This is a genomic window from Actinomadura sp. GC306 (assembly GCF_004348665.1).
Lineage (GTDB): Bacteria > Actinomycetota > Actinomycetes > Streptosporangiales > Streptosporangiaceae > Spirillospora.
The window spans coordinates 1-23,416 of record NZ_SMKM01000053.1; the positions used below are offsets into that span (position 1 = coordinate 1).

The following is a 23,416-nucleotide window of genomic DNA, read 5'->3' on the forward strand; positions in this document are numbered from 1 at the left end:
GTGCTGCCCGGCGACCCCCCCCCCCCCCCCCGGTCCCAAGGAGGAAGAACGCATGAACACACTGGTGAAAGCCGCCGCCGGCCGCACGAGACGCCGCCGCGGCCGCGGCCGCCTCCGCTCCCTCTTCGCCGTCGCCTCCGCAGCCGTGCTGGTGGCGGCCCTGCCCGGCGTCGCGAGCGCGGCCGTCACCACCAACCAGACCGGCAACCACGGCGGCTACTTCTACTCGTTCTGGACCGACAGCCAGGGCACCGTCTCCATGGAGCTGGGCTCCGGCGGGAACTACAGCACCTCCTGGCGCAACACCGGCAACTTCGTCGCCGGGAAGGGCTGGGCGACCGGCGCGCGCAGGTCCGTGAGCTACTCGGGCAGCTTCAACCCGTCCGGCAACTCGTACCTGACGCTCTACGGGTGGACGCGGAACCCGCTCGTCGAGTACTACGTCGTCGAGAACTGGGGCACCTACCGGCCCACCGGCGACTACATGGGCACGGTCACCAGCGACGGCGGCACCTACGACATCTACCGGACGATGCGGTACAACCAGCCGTCCATCGAGGGCACCGCGACGTTCCCGCAGTTCTGGAGCGTCCGGCAGTCGCGGCGGACGGGCGGCACCATCACCGCCGGCAACCACTTCGACGCGTGGGCCCGGAACGGGATGAACCTCGGCAACCACGACTACCAGATCATGGCGACCGAGGGGTACCAGAGCAGCGGCAGCTCCAACATCACGATCGGCGGCACCGGCGGCGACCCGGGCAACCCGGGGAACCCCGGCAACCCGGGGAACCCGGGCGGCTGCACCGCGACGCTGTCCGCCGGGCAGCAGTGGAGCGACCGGTACAACCTCAACGTCTCGGTGTCCGGCTCCAGCAACTGGACCGTGACGATGAACGTGCCGTCCCCCGCCAAGACGATCGCCACGTGGAACGTCGACGCGAGCTGGCCGAGCGCCCAGGTGCTGACCGCCAGGCCGAACGGCAACGGCAACAACTGGGGCGTCACCATCCAGCACAACGGCAACTGGACCTGGCCCACGGTCTCCTGCAGCGCGAACTGACCCACGCCTGACGCACACCTGAAAGGAACCCACCCCCGCTCCCACCGCGGCGCGGCGGCCCCCGGCCGCCGCGCCGCACTTTTATCCCGGTGCGTCCGATGACTTCCCGGTGCGATGCTGGTCTGATCCCGCATGCCCCTTGACTCGGAAGCGACCCTTATGAAGTCAGCCCCCACGGCCCGGCGGACGCCCCCGGTGATCCGCCTCCTGGTGATCGCCACCTTCGTGGTCATCCTCAACGAGACGATCATGATCAACGCGATCCCGCGGCTGATGACCGACCTGCACATCACCGAGCAGGCCGCGCAGTGGCTCTCGACCGCGTTCATGCTGACGATGGCGGCGGTGATCCCGGTCACCGGCTGGTTCCTGCAGCGCGTCACCACCCGCCGCGCCTACGCGCTCGCCATGGGCGTCTTCCTCGGCGGCACCGCGCTGGCCGCGGTCGCGCCCGTCTTCGAGGTGCTGCTGCTCGCGCGGATCGTCCAGGCGACCGGCACGGCGGTGATGATGCCGCTGCTGATGACCACGCTGATGACCGTCGTGCCGCCGCAGGAGCGCGGGCGCGTGATGGGCAACGTGACCTTGGCGATGTCGGTCGCCCCGGCGATGGGCCCGGCGGTGTCGGGCGTGCTGCTGCAGCTCGGCTCGTGGCGGCTGCTGTTCCTGGCCGTGCTGCCGATCGCCGGAGTGGTCACCTGGCGCGGCCTGGCCCGGCTGGAGAACGTCGGCGAACCGGAGGCCGGCACCATCGACTGGTTCAGCGTCGTCACCGCGGCGGCCGGGTTCGGCTCCCTCGTCTACGGGCTGAGCCGGTTCGGCGAGTCCGGCGGGCCGCTGATCGTCGCGGCCGGGGCGGTCCTGATCGCCGTCTTCGTGCTCCGCCAGCTCCGGCTGCAGCGCCGCGACGCTCCGCTGCTGGACCTGCGCGTCCTGCGCCACCCCACCTACACCCTGGCGCTGCTGCTGATGTCGCTCGGGTTCATGACGATGCTCGGCGCGATGATCCTGCTGCCGCTCTACCTGCAGAACCTGCGCGGCCTCTCCCCGCTGGAGACCGGGCTGCTGGTGATGCCCGGCGGCCTCGCGATGGGGCTGCTCGGCCCGGCCGTGGGCCGGCTGTTCGACCGCTTCGGCGGCCGGGTGCTGATCGTCCCCGGGTCGGCGGGGATCGTCCTCACGCTGGCCGGCTTCACCCAGGTCTCCATGACGATGCCGTACTGGCAGCTGCTCGGCCTGCACGCGCTGCTGATGGTCGCGCTGGCCGCGACGTTCACCCCGGTCTTCACGCTCGGCCTCGGGGCGCTCCCGGCGGCGCTGTACTCGCACGGCAGCTCGATGCTCGGTACCCTCCAGCAGGTCGCCGCCGCCTTCGGCACCGCGCTCGTCGTCACCGTGATGGCGGCCCGCACCGAGACCCGGCTCGCCGCCGGCGCCACCGAGGCGCTCGCCCAGCTCGACGGTATGCGGCTGGCCTTCATCGTCAGCGCCGCGCTGTCGGTGGCGACGGTGGTGCTCGCCGTCCTGCTGCCGAAGCACCCGCCCGTGCTGGACGAGCCCGCCGCCGAACCGGAGCCGGCGCTCGAACCGGCCCGCTGACGGCCGTCCGTCAGCCGGGCCGGACGGCCAGGTGGACGACCTCGGCGACGTTGTAGCCGAGGAGACTCGCCACGTCGGCCAGCCCGGGGGTGCTGAGGACCGCGTTGGCCTCACCCGCGTCGAGGCTGCCGTGCCAGCGGGTGTCCTCCTTCGGCTTCCCGTCGTTCCAGTACTCCTTCGCGTGCTTCACGAAGTTCCGCGTCCGCTCGCGCGGACCCTCCCCGAGCCGCTCGATGTGCTTCTCGACCAGCTCCCTACCGACGTAGGGGACGAACGAGCTCCAGTTGCCGCCGGTGTCGTGGAGGGCGGTGTTGTCCGGCTCGTCCTCCAGCGGCAGGTGCAGGAACGCGCTCAGGCGCCCCAGCGAGCGCTCCGGTTCCGCCATGTAGTCCTCGTAGCGCACCACGAGGCTCGGGAGCCCGTGCGTATTGGTGGTCCGCAGGGCGTCGACGTAGGTGTCCCGCCAGATGCCGGCTCCCTGCCACAGCGCCTCGCCCGTCCGGTTGCGGTGGCTGATCGCGAAGGCGATCGGGTTCCGCACGGTGACGATCACGTGCGGCGTGGGCCGGTCGGCCGGGGCGGCGAGCTGCTGTTCGAGGGCGTGCCGGAGCCAGGCGACGTACTTGCTCCCGTCGATGACCGCCGAGGCGCCCAGCGACCGCGCGAACTGCTCGTGCATGCCGAGGATGTCGTCGTAGCCCACCCGGTCCCGCAGCGCGGCGGTGAAGTGCCGGCACGTCTTGCCGAGGATGGAGCACGGCCCGCACATCGTCCGGCCGGTGCCCTCGTGGCTGAGCCCGGGGAACCGCGTGAAGTTGTTCAGCTCGCCGACGTAGTGGGCCTTCCGGACGCGGGTGGTCAGGTCGCGGCCGAGCAGGGTCGAGCCCGAGAACAGGGTGCCGACGATGAACACCGACGTCGGCGGGCGGTCCTGCCCCCTGGCGAACCTGGACCGGAGGTTCGCGGGCCGTCCGGGCGGTGCGGGGGCCTCGTGCGTCTCAGCATCCATGATCAGGACATTGTGCCGCTTTCCGCCGCCGCGTGCCCAGCTGACCGGGACGCCCGCGACGGGCGGGAGGGCCTGGACGCGCCTCCGCCCCGCCGGGTGGTGCGTCGGCGGGGCGGAGGCTTCCGTTCGGACGGGTCAGCGGAAGTAGTTCGGCTGGGACTGCGCGTTCAGCTCGTCGAGCCTGATGCGCTTGGCCTTGTCCGTACGGCGGTCACGGATGTCGATGACGTCCAGGCCCAGCTGGATGTCGCTCGAGTAGATGTAACCGTTGTAGTAGTACGCGGACCAGCTGCCGGCGATGCCGAGCTCCTCCGACCACGGGCCGCGGTCGAACCAGGCGATCTCCTTCGGCTTGCGGGAGTTGGTGAAGTCGATCACCGAGATGCCGCCCTGGTACCACGCCTGGACCATGATGTCCTTGCCCTTGACCGGGATCAGCGAGCCGTTGTGGGCCACGCAGTTCTCGGACTCGGCGTTCATACGCGGGATCTTGAAGTAGCTGCGGAACTTCAGCTTGCGGTGCTTGCCCTTGCCGACGATGTCGTAGATGGCGTTGGCGCCCTTCTCGGGGCCGATCTCCGCGGTGCAGGTGGCCGCGCCGCCGCCGCCCAGCTCGTCGGTGAAGACGATCTTCGAGGCGCTGTTGTTGAACGTCGCCGAGTGCCAGAACGCGAAGTTCTCGTCGTCGCGCACGGACGTGATCGTGCGCGGCTTCAGCGGGTCGGAGATGTCGAACAGCACGCCGTCGCCCATGCAGGCCCCGGCCATCAGGTCCTTCTCCGGGTAGGCGGTCAGGTCGTGGCAGCCGGAGGTCGCCCGGGTGTCGTTCGGCCACTCGGTGCCCGGCGGGTCACCGGGGTTGCCGCCGTCCGGGAAGAGGACCGGCTCGGACGCCACGCGCGCGGCGGCCGGGTTCCGCAGCGGGACCTCGACGATCGAGATGAGGTCGTGCGGCGGCTGGCAGTCGGGGAAGGTGTCGTTCGGGGAGTACGACGACACGTAGATGTAGGCGGTGCCGCGCTTGCCGGGGACCAGCGTGTTGGTGTGGGAACCGCACTTGGTCTCGACGGCCTTGACGTAGCGCGGGTTGCGGACGTCGCTGATGTCGAAGATCTTGATGCCCTCCCACGCCGACTTGTCGGTCGCGGGCTTGGGCACCGACTGGCACGAGTCGTCGCTGCGCGAGCTGTCGGTCGACAGGAACAGCAGGTTCCCGGCGATCGACACGTCGTTCTGGGAACCCGGGCAGTGCACCACGGACACGACCTTCGGCCGCGACGGGCGGCTGATGTCGTAGACCGTGAAGCCTTCATAGTTGCCGCCGAAGGCGTACTTGCCCTGGAAGGCCCAGTCGGAGTTGTACGCGTTCTCCGCGGCGAACGGCCCCTGCTTGGGGATGTTCGCCAGATGGTGCATGTTCCTCGTCTTGGTGATGCCGTCGTCGTCCGGTCCGCGGTCGGCCGAGGCCGGCGGAACGGACATCGCGGAGATCACCAGCGCAATGCCTGAGAAGACCCCCAGCAGGGCCCTGCGTCTCGTTCTTCGCCTAGGTCCTGTTGCCACCCTGACTCCCTTGTCGATATGGCCCCCGAGCAGAGTTACTGATCATCCGGAGTATGTAACGTTTCGGGGTCGATGCATAGACCTGAACTTGTCTGTGATCGTCTCGACACCGGAAAGACTTTTGTGTCACCGCGTTCCGCGGATACGGTCGGGGCACCGGCCGAACGTGGGAGGTTCGATGCGGAACCGGGTCGCGGTGGCGATCACGGCGGGCGCGATGACCGCCGGCATCCTGTCCGGATGCAGTTCGGACGGGGAGACGGAGGCGGCTCCCTCGAAGACCGTGCTGGTTCCGGGCCGCCCGGGTGAGCCGAACAAGACCCAGGTCGCGGGCCCGAGCAAGCCCGCGGAGCCGACTGCGGCGGAGGTCGCGTTCGTGCAGATGATGATCCCGCACCACGCGCAGGCGCTGGAGATGTCGAAGCTCGCGCCGGAGCGGGCGTCGGACGAGAAGGTGCGGGCGCTGGCGTCCCGCATCGACGCCGCGCAGAAGGTCGAGATCGCGGCGATGCGGTCGTGGCTGGAGAAGAACCCCAAGGCCGTCCTGAAGGCGCACGGACGCAACCACGGGGGGCAGCACGCGGACATGCCGGGAATGGCCACCCCTGAGCAGCTCAAACGGTTGCGGGAGGCCCGGGGCGAGGCGTTCGACAAGCTCTATCTGGACCTGATGATCATTCACCACGAGGGCGCGCTCACCATGGTCAAGGACGTGCTCTACAGGGGCACCGACGTCACCGTCCAGCAACTGGCCCGGGACGTCGAATCCACCCAACTGGCCGAAATTGGTCGAATGAAGGACATACTCGCAGGCTGAGCCCCCTGCTCAGTGCGGGACGAAGGTGCCGTACGAGCCCCGGTGGAACAGCAGTGGCGTGTCGCCGTCGCCCTCCTGCAGATGCAGGACGCGGCCGACGACGATGTAGTGGTCCCCGGCGTCGTGCATCTGCTCGGTGACGCAGTCCATCCACGCGACCGCGCCGTTGATGACCGGGTTGCCGCCGGGGGAGGGGCGCCAGCCGATGTCGTGGAACTTGTCCGTCTTGCGCATCGCCACGGCGCGGCAGACGTCCTCCTGCCCGGCCGACAGGACGTTCACGCAGAACCGCTCACCCGACTCGCGCAGGGCGCGCCACGAGCTCGAGCCCTTGTTGGGCAGGAAGGCCACCAGCGGCGGGTCGAGCGAGACCGACGTGAACGTGCCGACCGTCATGCCGATGGCCGTGCCGGCGGCGTCGAGCGAGGTCACGACGACGACGCCGGTCGGGTAGTGGCCCAGCACGTGCCGGAGGCGGGCGGGATCGATGACCGGCGTGCCGGCCTCGCTGGTTGTCAGCCGCATGGCGGAACTCCTCCCTGTAGTGATCGCTACAGAGACTGCCATGCGGGACCCCGGCCTGACAACCGTCCGTTTCCGGAGCGGCCGCCCCGCCGGGGCCGGCGCGCACCCCGGCCGCGGGCGGCTCAGTCCGTGGCGACCGCCTGCTCGACGATGGCGACGATGATCTCGATGAAGTCGTCGGGATCCCATTCGTCGTCGATCTGGTGGGCCAGGAAGAGCCCGTCGGTCGAGGCGATGACCATGCGGGCGAGGTCCATCGCGAGCTCGGGCCGCCTGGCCTGCAGCTCGGTGTCGAAGTGCGCGGAGAACCAGGCCGCGATGTTGTTCGCCACCGCGTCCCGGGTCGCGAGGAAGTACTGGCGGGCCTCCGCCTCCACCTCGCGGGACTCCAGCAGCAGCATGTGCCCGATCCGGAGGAAGTCGGGGGCGCCGGGCAGCGTCCGCACCGACCGCGACAGGATCGCGCGCAGCCCCTCCGCCAGCGGGCGCTCGTCGCGCGGATCGCGCTCCCAGCGCGGCTGGGCGGCGATCCACTGCTCGAAACTGTGCCGCAGGACCTCGGCGATCAGGTGGTCCTTGTCGCGGAAGAACCAGTACACGGAGCTGGCCGGCAGGCCGGACCGCTTGGTGACCTTGGAGATCGTGGTGCCCTCGTAGCCGCACTCCGAGGCGATCTCGGCGGCCGCCCGCAGGATGCGGACCCGGGAGATCTCCCGGTCGTCGGCGGACCCGGCACCGGGCGGGGCGGCGCTCACGCCGCCTCGCCGAGCCAGGCCACGGCCTGCGCGTGCACGCCGGCGGCGATCAGGTCGACGAGCCGCTCCAGGTTCCAGTCCCGGTCCGAGCGGACGCCGATGTAGAGCCCGTCCATGACGGCGAGGTGGAACCGGGCCATCCGGTCGGCGACCTCCCGCGCCCGCTCCGGGGACCCGCCGGGGAGCACCTGCTCCCACCACTCCCTGATCGCGGTGCGGGTGTCGGCGCGGACCTCGATGTAGCGGCGCCGCGCGGCCGGCTCCTTCGGGCGGTTCTCCAGGCCGAGCATCAGGCCCAGGCGCCAGAACTCCGGACGGGTCGTGATGGCGCGCGAGGCCCGGTGCAGCCGGTCCCGGATCTCCTCGGCCGGGTCGGAGATCCCGACCCGCTCCTGCCAGGTCGGCGCGGTCTCGCGCCAGCGCCGGTAGCTGAACTCCAGGGTCGCGGCGAGCAGCTCGTCCTTGTTGCGGAAGTGCCAGTAGACGGAGCTGGCCGGCAGCCCCGTCGCCTCGGTGACGCGGGCGATGGAGGTGCCGTCGTAGCCGCGCTCGGCGGCGATGGCGAGCGTCGCCTCCAACATCTTCAGCCTCGACTCCTCACCCTGCTGGTGGCGTCGCGCCGTCTTGCGCATGTGCGGTCGCTCCTCTGGCCTTCAGAAACTCGGTTTCTGCGGGGGGTTGTGTCGACCATCACATCATGGGTACCTTCGCAGGGCGTCCCTGTAATGATCGCTACATTCAATGTAGTGATCAATACGGATCCTTGGGGCGTGTTCGGTCCTGGCAGCGCTCGGCGCCGGTCAGCGAAACGGAGAAGAAGATGCCCACCCCTCGCAGGAAACTCCGCCCCTGGCGGCTGATCGTTCCCGCCGCGACCGCGGTGGCCGCGGCCACGGCCCTCGCCGCCTGCGGCTCCGGCGACCCCGCCGTCAGCGCCGCGGACGCCAGGACCCAGGCCGCCGACCTCGTCAAGGTCCTCAAGATCCAGGACGGCGCCGACCTCGGCGGCGACGTCACGTTCAAGCTCGGTGCGGCGCTCACCCTCTCCGGCCCGTCCGCGAGCAACGGCGAGTCGATGCAGAACGCGATGAAGCTCGCGGTCGGCCAGATCAAGGCGGCCGGCGGGCCCGCGATCGAGCTGAGCGTCAAGGACATCAAGGGCCCCGACCCCGTCGCCGCCAAGCAGGCCGCGTCCGAGCTCGCGTCCGAGGGCGTCCCCGCGAAGATCACCTCGATGGGCGACGGGCTCGGCGCGATGCTCGCCGACACCGACAAGAGCCGGATCCTCAGCCTCGACGGCGTGGGCGGCGCCCAGGTCTTCACCAAGGGCACGGAGTACTTCTACGGGACGCGGGCGGTCGCGCCGTCCGACGCGGTCCCGGGCGCGCTGGAGTGGTTCAAGAAGGCGAACCCCAGCGGGAAGACCGTCGGCCTGGTCGGCGTCGACCTCGGCCCGCTGAACGCGGCCATCCAGGCCGACATGAAGGCGAAGTTCGAGGCCGCCGGCCTCACCTTCAACGGCCTGTGGGAGACCGTCGCGCCCACCTCCCAGGACTACGCGAGCATGATCTCGAAGGTCAAGGAGAACGAGCCCGACCTGCTCTGGGTCGCGTTCGGCGGCGCCGCACCCGGCGCGTTCGCAGCGCAGGCGAAGAGCTCCGGGATCAAGAGCCAGCTCCTCGGCATCGAGTTCACCGACGAGGCGGTCAAGGCGTCCAAGGGCGTCCTCGACTCGGACGGCTTCACGTTCGCGATGGACTACTTCAACGCGTCCGAGCCGGCCAATCCGCTCGCGAAGCTCTTCGTGGACGCCTACGAGAAGGCGTACGGCTCGAAGCCCGACTTCTACGCGGCGAACGCCTACGAGGAGACCCTGCTGATCTGGGACCTCGTCCGCCGCGTCGTCGCCGACGGAGGCGACCCCGGCGACAGCGCCGAACTGAAGGCCGCGCTGGAGAAGGACCCGGTGTTCGCGTCGGTCTACGGCGGTGACGCCGCCACGGCAGGGGAACTCAAGATCGACCTGAAGACGCACGGCGTCTCCCGCCGCCCGATGGGCGTGTTCGAGTACCGGGACGGCAAGGTCAAGGAGCTCGCCACCTACAACGTCAACGGCGAGGACTTCCGCATGGCGTCCTGACGGCCGCTTCGTGTTCCGGGGGACGGCCCGCGGCGGGCCGTCCCCTCCCCTCGAATCCGGCTCCCCTCGAATCCGGAGGACGCATGCACGACCTGCTGGGCGCCGAACTCTGGCAGTTGACCGCCAACGGCCTCGTCCGAGGCGCCTTCTACGCCGCGCTCGGCGCCGGGCTGGCCCTCGTCATCGGGGTCACGACCCGCTTCCACTTCGCCTACGCGCTCACCTACACCGTCGCGCCCTACACCGCCTTCTGGGTCATGGACGGGCTGGGCGCGCCGTTCTGGCCCTCGGCGCTCGCGGGCCTCGGCGCGGCGGTCGCGCTCAGCGTGCTGCTGGAGGCCGGCGTGTACGAGCCCGTCGCCCGCCGCGCCGCCGACCGCGCGATGCTGGCCGTGCTCGTCACCTCGATCGGCGTCAGCACCGCGGGCATCGCGCTGCTCCAGCTCAAGTTCGGGACCAGCAGCCTGCCGTTCTACGGGCCGCAGACGCAGCGGCACGAGATCGGCCCGGTGCAGGTGTCCGGCTTCGAGCTCCAGCAGACCGCGACGTGCGTGCTCCTCGTCCTCGGGCTCACCGTGTTCCTGGCGCGCACGCCGATCGGCCGCTCGATCAAGGCGGTCCGCAGCAACCCGGCGCTGGCCGCCGTGCTCGGCATCGGCGTCCGCCGGGTCAACCTCGTCTGCTTCGCCGCCGCGGGCCTCATCTCGGGCGCCTGCGCGCTCTGGTACGGCCTGCTGTACACCGTCCAGCCCACGATGGGCGACACGACGGTCATCTACGGCTTCGTGGTGGCCTTCCTCGCGGGCACCCGCGCGTCCCCGCTGCGCGCGCTGCCGGTGGGCGTCGGGCTCGGGCTGCTCGAACAGTGGGCGTCGAACTGGCTGTCGCTCCAGTGGACGAGCACCGCCGTCTTCGTCGTCCTCACGGGCTACCTCGCGTTCCTCGCGGTCAGGGACCGGCTTCCCCGGCTCCGTCCCGTGTCGTTGAAGGGGGCCTGAGCCATGTGGGTCAACTATCTGGACCAGGCGCTGCTGCTCGCGGCGCTCGCCGTCACCGTCAACCTGCTCGTCGGCTACGCCGGGCAGGTCTCCGTCGCCCACGCCGCCTTCGCGGGCGTCGGCGGCTACACCATCGCCTACCTCTCCGGCGTGCACGACTGGCCCTACCTCGCCTCGCTCGCCGTCGCCGTCCTGATCGCCACCGCGTTCGGTGTCGTGATCGGGCTCATCGCCCTCGGGCTCGAACAGGAGTACCTCATCCTGATGACGCTGGCGTTCTCGCTGGGGATCATCGGGGTCTTCGCGACGTTCGACTCCCTCGGCGGCGTCATGGGCATCACCGGCGTGGACGGCCTGCGGCTGTTCGGCCTGGAGCTGTCGGAGCCCTCCGACTGGCTGATCCCGTCGGCGGCCGTCCTCGCGCTCGTCTTCGCCATCTGCCGGCGCCTCGGCGAATCCCCCTACGGCCGGATCCTCAAGGGCATCCGCGAGGACGCCGTGGCGACCCGCGCGCTCGGCAAGAACACCTTCGGCCACAAGATCGGCATCTTCGCGATCACCAGCGGGCTGGCCGGCCTGATCGGCGGCGTCTACTCGGGCTGGCTCGGCCAGGCGACCCCGTCGGCGTTCGGATTCCCGCTCGCGATGGCGGTCTTCGCCATGGTCATCGTGGGCGGCAGCGCCAACCTGACCGGCTCGATCGTGGCGGGCGTCGGCCTCACGATGATCGAGCCGGTGCTGCGCGGAGTCCTCGGCTTCCAGAGCACCCAGGCCGCGCTGCTGCAGGTCGTGCTGTACGGCGCGCTGCTGGTGCTCGTCATGATCGTCCGCCCCCAGGGCCTGTTCCCCGAACGCTCCAAGCGGGTCGCCGCACCCGCCGCCCGCGCGACGGCCGCACCCCGCCCGGAACGTCCTGACGAGCACGCCGCCGACGTGGTCCTGCGCGCGGAGGGGCTGTCCAAGCGGTTCGGCGGGATCGTGGCGGCCAGGGACATCTCCCTGGAACTGCGGCGCGGCACGGTCACGGCGCTCGTCGGCCCGAACGGGGCGGGCAAGACGACGGTGTTCAACCTGCTCACCGGCACCATCGCCCCGGACGCCGGCTCGGTGACGCTGAACGGCGCGGAGCTGGTCGGGATGCGCCCGGACCTGGTCGTCCGCGCCGGACTGGTCCGCACCTTCCAGGACGTCCGGCTCCTGAACCGGCTGACGTGCCTGGAGAACGTGATGCTCGCCGTTCCCGACCAGCGGGGCGAGCGCCTCGACCGCCTCTTCGTGCCGGGCCGCGCCGTCTCCCGGGCAGACCGGGAGGTCGCCGCCCAGGCGCTGGAGTGGCTCGACTTCGTCGGCATGGCCGACGAGGCCGCGACCCCGTCCGACGCCCTCTCCTACGGCCAGTCCAAGCTCGTCTCACTCGCTCGGGCACTGGCCACACGGGCCGACGTCCTCCTCCTTGACGAACCGGCCTCCGGCGTAGACGCGACCTGGGTCGAGACCATGCTCTCCATGGTCGCCGCCGTCCGGGACGAGGGCCGCACCGTCTGCCTGGTCGAGCACAACCTCGACGTGGTGCGCGAACTGTCCGACCACACCTACTTCATGGAGCTGGGCGAGATCACCGCCTCGGGCACGCTCGCCGAACTGACCGGCTCCGCCCGGCTCGCCGACGCGTACTTCGGCGCCCAGTGACAGGAGAACCGACAATGACGGACGCGCCCCTGCTCGAGGTGAGCGACCTGGTGGCGGGCTACGGCCGCAAGGAGGTCCTGCACGGCGTCGGCCTCCGCGTCGACGCCGGGGAGATCGTGACGCTGATGGGCCACAACGGCGCGGGCAAGACGACCACGATCCGCTCGATCCTCGGCGCGGTCCGCCCACGCGCCGGGACGGTCCGGATCACCGGCCGCGACACCACCCGTCGCCCGGTCCGCAGGGCCGTCGCGGCGGGCGCGGCGATGATCCCGTCCGAACGCTTCGTGTTCCCTGACCTCTCCGTCCAGGACAACCTGCTCCTGGGCGCCGCCAACGCACCGTCCGGCACCGACACCGCCGAGCGCCTGGCGACCGTCAGGGACCTCTTCCCGATCCTTGAGGAGCGCGCGAAGCAACCGGCCGGCTCGATGTCCGGCGGCCAGCAGCGGATGGTCAGCCTGGGCATGGCCCTGATGGCGTGCCCGAAGCTGCTCCTATTGGACGAGCCGTCCCTGGGCCTGGCCCCCTCGGTGGTGGAGACCATCTTCGGCCGCCTACGCTCCCTGGCCGACCAGGAGGACCTGGGCATCCTCCTCCTCGAACAGAACATCAAGCAGGCCCTGCAGATCGCCGACCGCGCTTACGTCATGCGCTCCGGCCAGATGATCCTCGAAGAGACAGCCGAACAGATGCGCCAACGCCCCAACTTCTGGGACCTCTTCTGACGAACCGGATCAGGTGGACGTCCCGGCGCTGTCCCGCCGAGTTGACGGACCCAGTAGCTAACGGCTAGGTATTAGCTAGCCGTTAGGGGTGGTGCATGCAGGACGCGTTGCTGGCGATGCTCGCGAAGGAGCCGTCGCACGGGTACGGGCTGCGCATGCGGCTGCGGCGGGCGCTCGGGCCGCTCGGCGAGTCGATGAACGCGGGGCAGGTCTATGTGACGCTGGCCCGGCTGGAGAAGGCCGGTCTAGTCGCCGGCGAGCGCGCGGACGGGCTCCCCGACCGGCCGGACCGCAAGGTGTACGCGCTGACGCCGGCCGGGCAGCAGCGGGTGGCGGCCTGGCTGGCCGAGGTGAACTGGCCGAAACCGAACCTGGCGGAGTTCCACCTCAAGCTCGCCGCCGCGGCGGCGGCCCGGCTCGCCGACCCCGTGGAGCTGGTGGACGCGCAGCGCCGCGAGCTGCTGCGGCGCCTCGGGGAGGTGCAGCGCGCGGTGCTGGCCGAACCGGACGGCTCCACCGCCGGCCTGCTGCTGGAAGGGGTCGCGCTGCGGCTGCAGGCGGACCTGCGCTGGCTGGAGGCTTGCGAGCGCCGCTGGTCGAGGACCGGGAACGAGGGCGCATGAACGAATCCGGCAGCGTGCTGCGGGTCCGCGGCCTGTGCAAGGAGCACGGTGAGGGGGAGGGCCTGGTCCGGGCGGTCGACGAGGTCGACCTGGACGTTCCGGTGGCGCAGACGCTGGCGGTGATGGGGCCCAGCGGCTGCGGGAAGTCGACCCTGCTGCACCTGATGGGCGGCCTGGAGCGTCCCACCCGCGGGGAGGTGCGGCTGGACGGACGGCGGATCGACACCCTGAGCGAGCGGGCGCTGGCCCGGCTGCGGCGCCGGTCGGTGGGCTTCGTCTTCCAGGCGTTCCACCTGGTGGAGGAGCTTTCGGCGGCGGAGAACGTGGAGCTGCCCGCGCTGCTGGCCGGGTGCTCGCCACGTGCGGCCAGGCGCCGCGCAGCCGCGCTCCTGGAACGGTTCGGGCTGGCCGACCGCGCCCGTCACCTGCCCTGGCAACTGTCGGGAGGGCAGCGGCAGCGGGTCGCCATCGCCCGCGCCATCGCCAACGAGCCGCTCGTCCTGCTGGCGGACGAGCCGACCGGCAACCTCGGCACCGCGGAGACGCTCGACGTGCTGCGGCTCTTCACAGAGTTGCGAGCCGCCGGGCAGACCCTGGTGATCGTCACGCATGACGAGCGGGTCGCCGCCACCGCGGACCGGCTGATCTCCATGCGGGACGGCACGTTCGTCGACGAGACCCGGCTGGCGGGGAGCAACACCGGGCGGCTCGGCGGGATGATCGGGCTGGGGGACTGAGCGCCATGGGTCGCGTCCTGCTCGTCCTCCGACTCGTCGCGGCCGACGTCCGGCGGCATCCGGCCCAGGCCGCGATGCTGCTCGTCTCGATCACCACCGCCACCGCCATGCTGAGCCTGGGCGTGGCGCTGCACGGCGCGACCGAGAAGCTCTACCAGAACACGCGGGAGGCCACGGCAGAACCGGACGTGGTCGCCTACTCACCCGACACGCGAGGGACCACGATCACGGCCTTGCAGTCGTTGAGGCAGGCGCCCGGCGTGGTCGCGCACAGCGGGCCCTACCGCCAGTACTACACGACGCTCACGGCGCACGGCGCCACGGGAGCCGCGGTGGTGCAGGTCGCCGACCCGGCACCGGGCCCGGTCGACCGTCCGCTGCTGACCTCGGGCGGCTGGGTCCGCCCCGGAGGCGTCGTGGTCGAACGCGGCTTCGCCACCGCGCTGGACGTCCGCGTCGGCGACCACGTCACCGTCGCGGGCCGCTCGCTTCCCGTCACCGGGATCGCCGTGACCGCGGCCCGCGCGGTCTACCCGTGGGCGCCGGGGATCGGCCCGCACGGCGGGCCGAGCGACGGCGGCGGCCTGGTATGGGCGGCCGAACAGGACACCCGGGTGCTGAAATCGTTCGATGTCCCGGTGACGTCCTTCATCAACCTGAAGCTGCGGGACCCCGCCACGGCACGGGCGTTCACCACCCGCGACCCCGCCATCGCCCCGGCGTTCGAGCACACCTGGGTGAACGTCCGGGCCTGGCAGGACGTGGCCCGGCAGGACTCGGTCATGCTCAGGGACAGCCAGCCGATCCTGGTCATCGGCAGCTGGCTGATCGCCTTCCTGGCCATCGGCGGCCTGGCCACGCTGGCCGTGGGACGCGCCGCCGCGCAGACCCGCCGGGTGGGGCTGCTCAAGGCGGTCGGCGCCGCTCCCGGCCTTATCGCCGCCGTCCTGCTCGCCGAATACGTGACGCTGGCGCTGCTCGCCGACGCGCTGGGACTGGCCGCCGCACGCCTGATCGAGCCCGCCATCGTCAATCCCAGCGCCAGCCTGATCACCACCGCCACCGGTCCGTCCGGCGGCACCGTCGTCCTCACGACGGTCGTCGCCCTGGCGGTGGCGGGTCTCACCGCGCTCGGCCCGACCGTCCGGGCCCTGCGCACCGAGACCGTCGCCGCACTCGCCGACGGCGCCCATCGGCCGCGGCACCGGGCCCACCTGACGAGGATCTCCGCGCTGCTGCCGACCTCGTTCCTGCTCGGGATACGCCTGATCGCCCGCCGCCCCGGCCGCGCCTTTCTGCACGCCTGCACCACCGCCCTCACGGTGGTCACGATCACCGGCCTGGTGGTGATCTACGCCCAGCCCGCGAAGGGATACCCGGGCTCTCCCATGGCGAACGACCTGCGGGACGCCCAGCAGCACCATGTGATCCTGGCCGTCACCGCCGCAATGATCGTCCTCGCCGCCGTCAACACCCTCACCGCCACCTGGACCACGGCCGAGGAGGCTCGCCGCACCATGGCCGTCGCCCGCGCCCTCGGTGCCACCCCGGGTCAGGTCACCGCCGGGCTGTCCGCCGCGCAGGTGCTGCCGACCCTGCCCGGTGCCCTGGCCGGCATTCCGCTGGGCCTCCTCCTGTGCCTGCTCTTCGCCGGCCCGAACACGACCTGGCCCCCCGCGTGGTTCCTGCTCGCCGCCGCTCTCACCGCGCTACCGGTGACGGCCGCCCTCACCGCGATCCCCGCCCGCATCGCGGCCCGCCGCCCGGTAGCGCCGACCCTGAGCGCCGAGGCGCCCTGAAGGGAGCCCACCCAGCCCGTCCCGGTGCATCACCGTGGTCTGCTTGCTAGGCGAGCACATTTCTTAGTAGGGAGACACTGTGAACACGACGGTGACCGACGAACAGATACAGGCTCTGGCCTCGACCGCGAAACCGTACAGCCTGGCGCTCCTCCAGTGGACTCCGGAGCGAACGATGGACGGCGCGGACGCGATCGAGCTCGAGCATCAGAGGATCAGCTGAAAAAAAGCAGTCCTGTCCCGTAGTGCTTGTCGAGTAGCCGCATTTGATCATCCTGAGGGCGTCGCCTGCCCGACTCCATGTTTCATCGCGAGCATGCGCGACAGGTTCCGGCGCCCCCGCTCGGTGAGCGGACCGCCGTCCTCGATCTCGCGGCACATGCGGTCCCACCGTCAACCTGGCATGACGCCACGATAACCCGGCGACACCACGAATCGGCAGCTCCGTCAGAGCTTTCTGATCTTTCAGTTGCGGATGATCGCCGCACGCCACGACCGGCTACTCGGGTTGGCGCTCGGCAGGGGAAGGCGGGAGCCACCGCCTGACCATGTGCCAGGGCGGCGGTCCTCCCACCAGGAATTCGAGCGGCTCGCTCTTGCGGTCCAGTGACCGCCTGGCCTCGTTGACGAATTTCGAGTACGACTCCGTCATCAACGCGTGCACTCTTTCGTACTCAGTGTGATTCGGAGGGCCGTCCCCGAGGATGATCATTTCCTGTATCGCCTCTTCCATCGGTTCCACCGCAGCGCTCACCTCTCGTGGCGCGACCAGGCTCAGTGCGACCAATGCGGTGTTGTAGCCCTGCCAATCGGCGGCGTCGGCTCGACCTTCGCTGTAAGCGTCGCGTAGATCGATCTCAAGACTGACGTACTGTTCCAGGAACTTGACAAAGGCTTCCGCTTTCGCGTCCCGGACCCACTTCCTCTCCTCACTTCGCCGTCCGACGAAACCGCCGACGACGATTCCAATGATTGTGGCCACTGCGCCGACACCGGTCGTCACCAGAGCCGTCCATGCACCAGTCATTACCCGCCTTTCCGGCTGCCCTGGCGCGGCGATTCCAGCGTGCGTGAGACAACCAGATCGATACCTGCACCGGGATCGACTCTGACTTACATATGCACTCAGCCACAAGAGCGAAGGCGCGGCCAAAGGAGCTGTCGTCCACGGCCGCCATGCGAACCGGTCATGCGGTGCTGGCGGTGCGCGGTGAATGGATCACGAACGAGAAGCGGCTCCTGGAGCGGGCGGTGCTGCGGGACGTCGACCAGATAGTGGCCGGGCTGCGATCTGAGCCCGCCGCCCTGGGGCAGGCGATCAGCGGGGCGGAGGAATTGTCCCGAGTCCGAACGTTGATCGGCGGCCGCGGCTCAGCGGAAGGTGTGCTGCATTTCGCCTATGCCTTCTACCCAGGTGCGCAGGGTTTCGCCGGGTTGCAGGAAGCGTTGCGGGGTCATGCCCAGGCCCACGCCGTCCGGGGTGCCCGTGAAGATCACGTCGCCGGGGTTCAGGGTGATGACCTCGGAGAGCTTCGCGATCGTGCGGGGGATGGAGAAGATCAGCTTGGACGTGCGGCCGTCCTGCATCGTCTCTCCGTCGATCGCGCAGCCGAGGGCCAGGTCGTCGCGGTCGGGGAGTTCGTCCGGGGTCACCAGCCAGGGGCCCATGGGTGCGAAGCCCGGGTAGGACTTCGCGAAGCCGAACTGCGGGGCCTCGCCGACGAACTGCAGGAGTCGTTCCGAGAGGTCCTGGCCGACCGTCAGGCCCGCCACGTGGTCCCAGGCATCGTCGGCTGAGATCCGGTGGGTTGTGCGGCCGATGATCGCTACCACCTCGGCCTCCCAGTCGGTGTTGCCGCCTTCCGGGAGTTCGATCTCGCCGTAGGGGCCGGTGATGGACGACGCGAACTTCGTGAAGACCGGTGGCAGGTCCTTCGGCGGCGCGAAACCGGCCTCGGCCGCGTGGTCGGCGTAGTTCAGGCCGATCGCGACCACCTGGGACGGGGCCGGGGACGGTGACTCGAGCCGGCTCTTGTCGATGTCGACGTCCGGCACCGGGGTGGTGGTCGCCGCCCAGGCCGTGAAGGCGTCCCACTGGTCGTAGACGCTCTGCGGGTCGGGGCCGAAACGGCCGTTCGAGGCGGTCGCGATGTCCGCGCCCTTGCCGTCGGAGACGACCAGGACGGCGCGCCCCGCGTGGTTGGCGATGCGCATCAGATCCGGCCGTCGATCAGGCCCGCGAGGAGCTTCTCGAACGTCTCGGGGTGCTCGATCTGCGTCCAGTGGCCGCACCGACCGATGACGTAGAGGTTCGCGTTGGGGAGATGGTCGGCGAAGTAGCGGCTCGCGGCGACCGGGATGATCCGGTCGTCGCGGCCGTGGACGCAGAGCACCTCGTGGGGGATGGCCGCGAGGTCGTCGGGGGTGAAGAAGCGGCGGGGGCCGGCCGGGTCGAACGACGCCTCGTGGGACCGGCGGACGTCCTCCCGGTTCACGTACTCCATCCGCTCGGCCACCACGCGGTCCACGGTGCCGCGCATGGCTTCGAGGTCGTACACGAACTCGTTGAGCAGGCCCTTGAGGTTCTCCGCGCTGGGGCTCGCGTAGAACTCGCGGAGGTGCTTGAGGCCGGGGCTGACCGGCATGTCCGGTGCGCCCCCGCTGCCCATCAGCAGCACCTTCCCTACGAGGTCGGGACGGGCCAGCGTCATCAGCAGGGCGAGCTGGCCGCCCATCGAGTTGCCGATCAGGTGGGCCTTCTCGACGCCGAGGGCGTCCAGCAGCGCCAGCAGCGCCTCGGCGCGCAGGTCGTTGAACGGGCCCATCCCGCGCGGCGGGTCCAAAGGGTGCGTGGAGTCGCCGAAGCCGATCTGGTCCGGCGCGAGGCACCAGTAGCGGTGCCCCAGGTCGGTGATGATCCGCTCCCAGTTCGACAGCCCGGTGGCGCCGGGGCCGGAGCCGTGCAGGAACAGCACGGCCTCCGGTCCGCGCTCGCCGGTCTCGTGCAGCCGGAACGTCAGCTCCCCGCCGCGCGCCTTGACGGAGACATCGGTCGAGGTGATCACAGGTGCACCTCCGCGAGCTTCTCGGCGCCCAGGTGGCGGCCGCCCCACGCCTTGGCCAGCGAGTCGTCGAAGAGGAACGCGTGGCTGCCGGCCGCGACGGCGTCCTGGAACTTCGCCTGGAGCGGATGGTCCACGAACGCCGAGCGGCCCGACGAGACCCGCATCAGCGCCTGCACCGTGTCGACCGCCGCGTTGGCGGAACGGGCGATGTCCCAGCGCCAGAAGGCGCGCTGCTCCAGGGACGGGATCTCGCCGCGCTCGGCGTGCTCCATCAGCTCGTCGGCCGCCCGCTTCACCTTGAGGACGGCGGCGTCGAGCTGCCAGGCGGCCTCGGCGAGGTGGTTCTGCACGCCGGGCTCCTCGCGGAGCAGCTGGCCGTAGTTGGTGCGCCGCCCGCGGGTCTCGCTCACCCACTGGTCGTAGAAGCCGAGGCAGGCGCCGAGCGCGCCCGCCGCGATGATCAGGTTGAAGGTGACCGCCCACGGCGTCCGGTACAGCGGCCCGTCGTTCAGCTCCTGGCCGGGCAGCGGCGTGCCGAGGCCGTGCGTGTAGTAGACGTGCGACTGGCCGCGGTGCCCGGGGACGAAGACGCCGTCCACGACGATGTCGTTGGAGCCGGTGCCGCGCAGGCCCGCGACGTTCCAGTTCTCCTCGATCCGGTAGTCGCCGGCGTCCAGGATCACCGACGTGAAGTCGGGGTACTCGGTCCCGTTCAGCTCGCGCCGACCGGCGATGCCGCCGAGGATGACGCCGTCGCAGATGCCGCTGCCGGACGAGAACGACCACCGGCCGGAGACGCGGTAGCCGCCGTCCACCTTCTCGATCTTGCCGGTCGGGGTGTAGGACGAGGCGATCCTGCGCGCCGGGTCCTCGCCCCAGATCTCCTTCTGCGTCTCCTCCGGGAAGAGCGCGATCTGCCACGGGTGGACGCCCACGACCGAGGCCACCCAGCCGGCCGACGCCGAGGCCCGGCCGATCTCGATCACGGTCTCGGCGTACTCGGCGAGATGTACCTCGCCGCCGCCCCACCGGGCCGGCTGGAGGGCGCGCAGCACGCCCGTCGACTCCAGCGCCGCGACGGCCTCGCCGGTGAGCCGCCCCAGCTTCGCGCCTTCCGCGTCGGCCGCGGCCAGGGCCGGTGCCGCCGCCCGCGCCCGTTCGATCATGCTCATCTGTCCTCGTCCCCGTTCCCCACGAATGTCCGCACGATGGCCTGGAAGCGCGCGGCCTGCTCGATCTGCGTCCAGTGCCCGCACTTGTCGATCACGTAAAGGTCCGCCTGCGGCAGGTGCTCGGCCAGGTAGTAGCCGCACTCCAGCGGGACGATGACGTCCTGGCGGCCGTGCACCACCAGCGCCGGAATGTCGATCTTCGCGAGGTCGTCCGGCTCGAAGACGAGCATCTCGGGGCCGAACATCGCCCGGTGCCCCGCCTCGATGTGCGGCCGCCGCACCATCGGCATCCGCTCGGCCGCGACCGCCTCGACCGTGTCGCCGAAGGCGCTCTTGTCGTGGACGAACTGGATCAGCAGGTCGGCCATCGCCTCCACGGTCGGGTCGTCGAAGTAGGTGATCAGCTTGATCAGCTCCGGGGTCGGCTGCAGGCCGGGCATGCCGCCCGAGCCCATCAGCACGATCCGGTCGACGAGCTCCGGCCGGAGCTGGGCCATCCGCAGCGAGTACATGCCGCCCATCGAGTTGCCGACCAGGACGACCTTCTCCAGGCCCAGCTCGTCCACGAGGTCGAACAGCGCCGCGATGCGCACCTCGGCCTGCGCCGCGAAGCCCTGCGGCTGCGGGTCCGGATGGCTGGAGTCGCCGAAGCCGAGGATGTCGGGGGCGATGCAGTGGTAGGTGTCGCCGAGGCCCTCGATGACCTTCCGCCAGTTGGACGCGGCGGTCACGCCCGGCCCGGAGCCGTGCAGGAACAGCAGCGCCGGCCGGCCGGGGGTGCCGCTCTGGTTGACGTGCAGATGCCGGCCGCCGCCGATCCCGACGTCCGCGACGCGGATCTCCGCGGTCATCCGCCCGCCCCCTCGGCCGCGACCGTGCGGAAGATCCCGGGAGGCCCGTCCAGGTACGCCTGGGAGCGGTTGTGCCCCCAGATCGACGGCAGGTCGTGGTTGCCCGCGACCCAGGTCAGGTCGTCCACGGTGATGCCGCCGTGCCCGTACTCGATCTGCATCGAGGACGGCGTCTGCACGTAGATCGACGTCATCAGGTCGTTGGTGTGCCGGCCGAGCGACAGCAGGATCTCCCGGTCCGGGTCGGCGGTGAACAGGTCGATCGCGGTACCGAGGTCGTCGAACGACTCGACCTCCAGCATCAGGTGGTTGATGCCGGTCATGCCGGGGATCTCCGCGACGGCCAGCGAGTGGTGGCGGCCGTTGCAGTGGTAGAACCGCAGATTGAAGACGTCGCTCTTCACCCGGTCGGACAGCCGGAAGCCCAGCGTTTCGGCGTAGAACGCGTTCGCCCGCTCCAGGTCGGGGACGATGAGCACGATGTGGCCGAGCCCGAGGTCGCCGGTGACGAACCGGCCCCGCATCGGACGTCCGGGGAAGAACGAGTTCGGCGTGGAGAACTGCCCCCAGACCAGCTCGTGGCGGTTGCCGAACGGGTCGGCGAACCAGTACAGCTCGGCGACCTGCCGTTCCTTCAGCTCGTCGGCGCCGCCCTCGTGCAGCTCGACGCCCTTGCCGCGGAGCTCGGCGACGTAGGACCGCAGCGCGGTCTCGTTGCCGCAGTCCCAGCCGATGTACCGCAGTTCGTCCTGCTCGGCCGGATGGACGGCGACGCGGTAGCCCTTGTCGTCCACCTTGACCCGGACCGCGCCGTCCGGGCCGTCCTCCGCGATGACGGCGCCGAGCAGCCGGGTGGCGTAGTCGCGCCACTCCGCGTACTTCGGCGACGCGATTCCCAAATAGGCGAGTTGCGTGATCAAAGCATGACCTCCGGAGCGGACGAGTCGAGCAGCGCGGCGCCGTAGTACTGGCCGACGCCTTCGGAGACCAGGAACGCGTGGCCCAGTTCGGCGATCACGTCCTGGTAGATGCGGTGCAGCGGGTGGTCGACGAAGACGGTGCGGCCCGAGGCGACCCGCATCAGCTTGTTGATCACGAAGCCGGTCTCCTGGCAGCCCTTGGTGATGTTCCACCGCATCCGGGCCCGCTCCCGCTTGTCGAGGAACACGCCGCCCTCGGCGGCCTCGGTGATCGTGTCGATCGCGTCGTACATCTTCAGGACGGCCGCCTCGTGCACCCATTCGGCCTCGGCGAGGTGCATCTGCATCAGCGGGTCGTCGGCGTAGGAGCCGCCCCAGTTCGCCTTGCGGACGCGGGTGTCGGCCGTCCAGTCGTCCAGGACGCGGCGGGCCAGCCCGAGCATCGGTGCGACGAGGACGAGGTTGAACATGACCGCCCACGGCACCTTGTAGAGCGCCGACGGGTTGGTCTCCATGCCGGGCGCGGGACGGTCGGGGTTGTACTCGTACAGCGGGCTCGACAGGAAGCGGCGCTCGGGGATGAAGGCGTCGGCGACGACGATGTCCTTGCTGCCCGTGCCGCGGGAGCCGCGGACGTGCCAGGTGTCCTCGATGGCGTACTGGTCCCGGTCCAGCAGCGCGGACCCGTAGTTCGGCACCTCGACACCGGGCGCCGCCTCGACCTTCCCGGCGAAGCCGCCGAGGATCACGCCCTGGGCGTGGTCGCAGCCGGAGGAGAACGACCAGCGGCCGGAGACGCGGTAGCCGCCGTCGACGGGCTCGATCTTCCCGGTCGGGGCGTACGAGGAGGAGGCGTTCCAGTCCGGGTCGGACTCCCAGACCTCGGCCTGCGTCTCCTCGGGGAACAGGGCGATCTGCCACGGGTGCGACCCCATGACCCCGGCCACCCAGCCCGCCGAGGGCGCGATCCGGCCGAGCTCGTAGACGGCGGTGAGGTGTTCGCGCAGCGACAGCTCGGCGCCGCCCCAGCGCTTCGGCTGGAGCCCGCGCATGAGGCCGGTCTCCCGCATGTACGTGAAGGCGCGGCCGGTCAGCGTGCGCTGCTCGGCCGACAGGTCCTCCTCGGCGCGAAACTCCGGCTCCAGCCGGCGGATCTCGTCCAGGACGGTCATCGGCGTCAGTTCCTTCGGTAGGGGAGATCGGCAGGAGAGCGTGACCGGCATCTCTGTAACAGTCACTACACGGAACCGTAGAACGAGCACTCCAGAGAAGGCAAGAGGGGTGCCGGAAATTCGTGACGGCGGCCACAGCGGTCGATCATCTTCCCTAGATCGTCTCCCTGCTCAGGTCGCCGGGGTTGCGT

General features: G+C 70.5%; 23 protein-coding genes. 11 read left to right on the top strand and 12 right to left on the bottom strand.

From position 1 onward, the window contains the following. The first annotated feature begins 52 nt into the window (after window positions 1–52). On the top strand, window positions 53–1,063 hold the full coding sequence (locus E1200_RS10645) for a glycoside hydrolase family 11 protein (RefSeq protein ID WP_131951671.1): 1,011 nt from the start codon (window positions 53–55) through the stop codon (window positions 1,061–1,063). A 159-nt stretch (window positions 1,064–1,222) separates the two neighbouring features. Beyond that, window positions 1,223–2,662: an MDR family MFS transporter gene (locus E1200_RS10650; protein WP_131951672.1), complete on the top strand. Its 1,440-nt coding sequence runs from the start codon at window positions 1,223–1,225 to the stop codon at window positions 2,660–2,662. A gap of 10 nt (window positions 2,663–2,672) precedes the next feature. On the opposite strand, the gene E1200_RS10655 is transcribed toward E1200_RS10650, so the two are convergent. Together E1200_RS10655 and E1200_RS10660 are read right to left on the bottom strand one after the other, a co-directional pair. Further along, a complete protein-coding gene (locus E1200_RS10655; RefSeq protein WP_131951673.1) occupies window positions 2,673–3,671 on the bottom strand; it encodes a sulfotransferase in 999 nt (332 codons plus the stop codon). 135 nt (window positions 3,672–3,806) lie between these two features. Continuing rightward, on the bottom strand, window positions 3,807–5,153 hold the full coding sequence (locus E1200_RS10660; RefSeq protein ID WP_131951674.1) for a hypothetical protein: 1,347 nt from the start codon (window positions 5,151–5,153) through the stop codon (window positions 3,807–3,809). Between the two features lie 259 nt (window positions 5,154–5,412). On the opposite strand from E1200_RS10660, the gene E1200_RS10665 reads away from it, so the two are divergent. After that, complete coding sequence (locus E1200_RS10665) at window positions 5,413–6,051, top strand: DUF305 domain-containing protein (protein ID WP_131951675.1); 639 nt, start codon at window positions 5,413–5,415, stop codon at window positions 6,049–6,051. A gap of 9 nt (window positions 6,052–6,060) precedes the next feature. Here E1200_RS10665 and E1200_RS10670 read toward each other — a convergent pair whose 3' ends face one another. The 3 genes from E1200_RS10670 to E1200_RS10680 all read right to left on the bottom strand — a co-directional run bounded on the left by E1200_RS10670 (window position 6,061) and on the right by E1200_RS10680 (window position 7,963). After that, window positions 6,061–6,576: a flavin reductase family protein gene (locus E1200_RS10670; protein WP_131951676.1), complete on the bottom strand. Its 516-nt coding sequence runs from the start codon at window positions 6,574–6,576 to the stop codon at window positions 6,061–6,063. Between the two features lie 122 nt (window positions 6,577–6,698). Then, a complete protein-coding gene (locus E1200_RS10675) occupies window positions 6,699–7,331 on the bottom strand; it encodes a TetR/AcrR family transcriptional regulator (RefSeq protein ID WP_207933285.1) in 633 nt (210 codons plus the stop codon). Beyond that, a complete protein-coding gene (locus E1200_RS10680) occupies window positions 7,328–7,963 on the bottom strand; it encodes a TetR/AcrR family transcriptional regulator (protein ID WP_131951677.1) in 636 nt (211 codons plus the stop codon). The genes E1200_RS10675 and E1200_RS10680 overlap by 4 nt, the downstream gene beginning before the upstream one ends. Window positions 7,964–8,151: 188 nt before the next feature. Between E1200_RS10680 and E1200_RS10685 the strand changes: the two genes are divergently transcribed. The 8 genes from E1200_RS10685 (at window position 8,152) to E1200_RS10720 (ending at window position 16,268) form a co-directional block, all read left to right on the top strand. Beyond that, window positions 8,152–9,471, top strand: coding sequence for an ABC transporter substrate-binding protein (locus E1200_RS10685; protein WP_131951678.1), 1,320 nt, complete (start codon window positions 8,152–8,154; stop codon window positions 9,469–9,471). A gap of 83 nt (window positions 9,472–9,554) precedes the next feature. Then, complete coding sequence (locus tag E1200_RS10690) at window positions 9,555–10,469, top strand: branched-chain amino acid ABC transporter permease (RefSeq protein ID WP_131951679.1); 915 nt, start codon at window positions 9,555–9,557, stop codon at window positions 10,467–10,469. A 3-nt stretch (window positions 10,470–10,472) separates the two neighbouring features. Further along, window positions 10,473–12,158, top strand: a complete 1,686-nt coding sequence (locus E1200_RS10695; protein ID WP_131951680.1) for a branched-chain amino acid ABC transporter ATP-binding protein/permease — start codon at window positions 10,473–10,475, stop codon at window positions 12,156–12,158. A 14-nt stretch (window positions 12,159–12,172) separates the two neighbouring features. Further along, window positions 12,173–12,886, top strand: a complete 714-nt coding sequence (locus tag E1200_RS10700) for an ABC transporter ATP-binding protein (RefSeq protein WP_131951681.1) — start codon at window positions 12,173–12,175, stop codon at window positions 12,884–12,886. A 95-nt stretch (window positions 12,887–12,981) separates the two neighbouring features. Then, window positions 12,982–13,509 carry a PadR family transcriptional regulator gene (locus E1200_RS10705; RefSeq protein WP_131951682.1) on the top strand — a complete coding sequence of 176 codons (528 nt, stop codon included), beginning with the start codon at window positions 12,982–12,984 and terminating at the stop codon, window positions 13,507–13,509. Further along, complete coding sequence (locus tag E1200_RS10710; RefSeq protein ID WP_131951683.1) at window positions 13,506–14,246, top strand: ABC transporter ATP-binding protein; 741 nt, start codon at window positions 13,506–13,508, stop codon at window positions 14,244–14,246. The genes E1200_RS10705 and E1200_RS10710 overlap by 4 nt, the downstream gene beginning before the upstream one ends. 5 nt (window positions 14,247–14,251) lie before the next feature. After that, complete coding sequence (locus E1200_RS10715; RefSeq protein ID WP_131951684.1) at window positions 14,252–16,045, top strand: FtsX-like permease family protein; 1,794 nt, start codon at window positions 14,252–14,254, stop codon at window positions 16,043–16,045. Between the two features lie 79 nt (window positions 16,046–16,124). Next, a complete protein-coding gene (locus tag E1200_RS10720; protein WP_131951685.1) occupies window positions 16,125–16,268 on the top strand; it encodes a hypothetical protein in 144 nt (47 codons plus the stop codon). Window positions 16,269–16,544: 276 nt separating this feature from the next. Here E1200_RS10720 and E1200_RS10725 read toward each other — a convergent pair whose 3' ends face one another. The 7 genes from E1200_RS10725 to E1200_RS10755 all read right to left on the bottom strand — a co-directional run bounded on the left by E1200_RS10725 (window position 16,545) and on the right by E1200_RS10755 (window position 23,225). After that, window positions 16,545–17,048, bottom strand: coding sequence for a hypothetical protein (locus E1200_RS10725; RefSeq protein ID WP_131951686.1), 504 nt, complete (start codon window positions 17,046–17,048; stop codon window positions 16,545–16,547). Between the two features lie 368 nt (window positions 17,049–17,416). Further along, window positions 17,417–18,259, bottom strand: coding sequence for a fumarylacetoacetate hydrolase family protein (locus E1200_RS10730; protein ID WP_131951687.1), 843 nt, complete (start codon window positions 18,257–18,259; stop codon window positions 17,417–17,419). After that, window positions 18,259–19,110, bottom strand: coding sequence for an alpha/beta hydrolase (locus E1200_RS10735; RefSeq protein ID WP_165950272.1), 852 nt, complete (start codon window positions 19,108–19,110; stop codon window positions 18,259–18,261). The genes E1200_RS10730 and E1200_RS10735 overlap by 1 nt, the downstream gene beginning before the upstream one ends. Further along, window positions 19,107–20,282 carry an acyl-CoA dehydrogenase family protein gene (locus E1200_RS10740; protein WP_131951688.1) on the bottom strand — a complete coding sequence of 392 codons (1,176 nt, stop codon included), beginning with the start codon at window positions 20,280–20,282 and terminating at the stop codon, window positions 19,107–19,109. Before E1200_RS10740 ends, E1200_RS10735 begins: the two co-directional genes overlap by 4 nt. Then, window positions 20,279–21,133, bottom strand: coding sequence for an alpha/beta hydrolase (locus E1200_RS10745; RefSeq protein ID WP_131951689.1), 855 nt, complete (start codon window positions 21,131–21,133; stop codon window positions 20,279–20,281). The genes E1200_RS10740 and E1200_RS10745 overlap by 4 nt, the downstream gene beginning before the upstream one ends. Further along, window positions 21,130–22,053 (bottom strand): VOC family protein, encoded by a 924-nt coding sequence (locus E1200_RS10750; RefSeq protein WP_131951690.1) that lies wholly within the window; start codon window positions 22,051–22,053, stop codon window positions 21,130–21,132. Before E1200_RS10750 ends, E1200_RS10745 begins: the two co-directional genes overlap by 4 nt. Continuing rightward, window positions 22,050–23,225: an acyl-CoA dehydrogenase family protein gene (locus E1200_RS10755; protein ID WP_131951691.1), complete on the bottom strand. Its 1,176-nt coding sequence runs from the start codon at window positions 23,223–23,225 to the stop codon at window positions 22,050–22,052. Before E1200_RS10755 ends, E1200_RS10750 begins: the two co-directional genes overlap by 4 nt. Window positions 23,226–23,416: the final 191 nt, after the last annotated feature.